We start from the raw sequence: 2,183 nt of genomic DNA, 5'->3' as shown, positions 1-2,183 counted from the left end.
CGAGCGTCAAGCTTGCGAAGCCTGACCCGCGGGACACCGCACCCCGTCCCGCCTCAAGATCGCCTCATGAAACGCCCTTCAACCGGACGAGGTGCGCGCAGTGTAACCCGCGGATTCAGAGGCGGGGATAAGCCGCCCATCTATCCCCGCTAATTCCCAATCTAATTTTTCGTCACCCCCGGGCTTGTCCCGGGGGCCCAATAGGGCGTCAGCTTGCCTGTATGCGTGAGTTTTACGTCTACATTCTCGCCAAGCATCGCCACGGTGCGCTCTATATCGGCGTCACCAACAATCTTATCCGGCGCGTTTACGAGCACCGCGAGGACTTGGTTCCCGGCCACACCAAGCGTTACGGCATCAAACAGCTCGTCTATTTTGAGCAGCATGCAACAGCAGCGTCGGCGATTCAGCGCGAGAAAACCATGAAGCACTGGTCGCGCGACTGGAAGATCCGCACCATCGAAAAGATGAACCCGACCTGGACCGATCTCTACGTTGAAATCTGCCGATAGGCCCTATTGGATGGCCGGGACAAGCCCGGCCATGACGAGTTGGTTGGGTTGATCAAAAAATCGCGGAAACGGGGATAGCGCGAGGGGTTATCCCCCGCCTAAGCCGGTTTGCCGGCGGGTTTGGCGGCGGTGGCCGCCGAGGCGGCGTGCTTCTTCTCGGCCAGGCGCACCGCGTAGATGGAAAGCTCGTAGAGCAGCACCGTCGGTAAGGCGAGCGCGATCTGGCTTACGGGATCGGGCGGCGTGAGGACCGCGGCGACGACGAACACGCCGAGTATGGCGTGGCGGCGATATTTCTTCAGGCTTTCCGAGGTGATCAGCCCGGCACGGCCGAGCAGCGTGAGCAGCACCGGCAATTGGAAGCAGATGCCGAAGCCGATGATCAGCGTCATGATCAGCGACAGATATTCGCTGACCTTGGCGGTGAGATGGATCTGCACCTGCGCGTCGCCGGTCTGCTGCATCGACAGGAAGAAGGTCATGGCCAGCGGCATGGCCACGAAATAGACCAGCGCCGCGCCGAGCAGGAACAGGACCGGCGTGGCGACGAGGAACGGGAGGAAGGCTTGGCGCTCGCTGCGGTAAAGTCCCGGCGCCACGAACATGTAAATCTGCGCGGCGATCACCGGGAAGGCGATGAAGATGGCGCCGAACAGCGCGAGCTTCACCTGCGTGAAGAAGAATTCCTGCGGTGCGGTGTAGATCAGCTCGATCGGCGCGTCCGTCCCCGCCGCCAACCGGTAAGGCCATAGCAGCAGGTTGTAGATCGGCTTGGCGAACCAGAAGCAGACGATGAAGGCGAGGAACACCGCGAGTAGCGCCCACATCAGCCGCCGCCGAAGCTCGATCAGGTGCTCCATCAGCGGCGCCTTGGTGGCCTCGATGTTTTCCTCGTCGCTCATGACTTGGCCGGGGCTTTGCGGCGCTTGGCGGCGGTTTTCGGTTTCGCCTTGCTCTTGGTTGGCGCGCGCTTAGGCGACGACGTCTCTACCGGTACAGGCGTCATTGAGGGCGGTCCCATGGAGGCGGGCGGGCTGCTTTCCTGCTTCGGCAGCATTACGGGCTGGTCGAGGCCTGAGCGGATGCCGTCGATGTTCTTACGCACCGCGTCGACTTCGCTCTCGGCCATCGCCGCCTCGAACTGGCGCTGGAAGTCGGATGCCGCGTGACGCAGCTTGCCAGCATAATGGCCGAAGGTGCGCATGAGCCTCGGCAGCTCCTTCGGCCCCACCACGACGATCGCCACGATGGCGATGACCAGAAGCTCAGACCAACCGATGTCGAACATGATTCAGCGCCGCATGACTTGGGCCGCTCACGCGGCCGCCATCGCCGCCCGGACTATCCCGATTTCCGGCTCCTGGCGGCGGTGCGTTTCGCCGGCTTGGGCTTTTCCGGCTTGTGCTCGATGACGTCAGGTTCGTCATCGGCCATGCCCGCCTTGAAGCTCTTGATGCCCTTGGCGAGGTCACCCATTAGCTCGGAAATTTTGTTGCGCCCGAACAAGAGTACGAACAGCAGGACCACGATCAGAATGTGCGACCAACTCAGTCCCATGATGCGATCTCCAACAGTGCGCCTGCGCGCGCGCCAAATTCGGGGCCACTATGGCAGCAAAGGCCGCTCCGTCGCAAGTCGCGGAATCCAGACAGAAAAGCCCCTCACCTTGAG

4 protein-coding genes are annotated in these 2,183 nt (G+C 62.0%); 1 reads left to right on the top strand and 3 read right to left on the bottom strand.

The window, feature by feature from the left end; all coding sequences use genetic code 11:
* Positions 1-221: 221 nt before the first annotated feature.
* Positions 222-512, top strand: a complete 291-nt coding sequence (locus tag WEA77_RS12680) for a GIY-YIG nuclease family protein (RefSeq protein WP_368068248.1) — start codon at positions 222-224, stop codon at positions 510-512.
* 98 nt (positions 513-610) lie between these two features.
* On the opposite strand, the gene tatC is transcribed toward WEA77_RS12680, so the two are convergent.
* Genes tatC through tatA form a run of 3 tightly spaced genes read right to left on the bottom strand, consistent with a single transcriptional unit; the run spans position 611 to position 2,069 of the window.
* The gene (gene tatC, locus WEA77_RS12675) at positions 611-1,414 is read right to left on the bottom strand and encodes a twin-arginine translocase subunit TatC (RefSeq protein ID WP_368068247.1); all 804 of its coding nucleotides are present in this window, start codon (positions 1,412-1,414) and stop codon (positions 611-613) included.
* Positions 1,411-1,800, bottom strand: coding sequence for a Sec-independent protein translocase protein TatB (gene tatB, locus WEA77_RS12670; protein ID WP_368068246.1), 390 nt, complete (start codon positions 1,798-1,800; stop codon positions 1,411-1,413). Before tatB ends, tatC begins: the two co-directional genes overlap by 4 nt.
* A gap of 53 nt (positions 1,801-1,853) precedes the next feature.
* Positions 1,854-2,069, bottom strand: a complete 216-nt coding sequence (gene tatA / locus WEA77_RS12665) for a twin-arginine translocase TatA/TatE family subunit (RefSeq protein ID WP_368068245.1) — start codon at positions 2,067-2,069, stop codon at positions 1,854-1,856.
* Positions 2,070-2,183 lie beyond the last annotated feature (114 nt).

The sequence above is a fragment of the Hyphomonas sp. genome (assembly GCF_040882205.1).
In the GTDB taxonomy this organism is placed as follows: domain Bacteria; phylum Pseudomonadota; class Alphaproteobacteria; order Caulobacterales; family Hyphomonadaceae; genus Hyphomonas.
Note: the sequence above shows the minus strand (reverse complement) of the source record. Positions and strands in the feature narration are given on the sequence as shown.

Excerpts from the sequence above, each read along its gene's own strand:
- WEA77_RS12680 (WP_368068248.1), top strand. The coding sequence starts at position 222 with ATGCGTGAGTTTTACGTCTACATTCTCGCCAAGCATCGCCACGGTGCG.
- tatA (WP_368068245.1), bottom strand. The coding sequence starts at position 2,069 with ATGGGACTGAGTTGGTCGCACATTCTGATCGTGGTCCTGCTGTTCGTA.
- tatB (WP_368068246.1), bottom strand. The coding sequence starts at position 1,800 with ATGTTCGACATCGGTTGGTCTGAGCTTCTGGTCATCGCCATCGTGGCG.
- tatC (WP_368068247.1), bottom strand. The coding sequence starts at position 1,414 with ATGAGCGACGAGGAAAACATCGAGGCCACCAAGGCGCCGCTGATGGAG.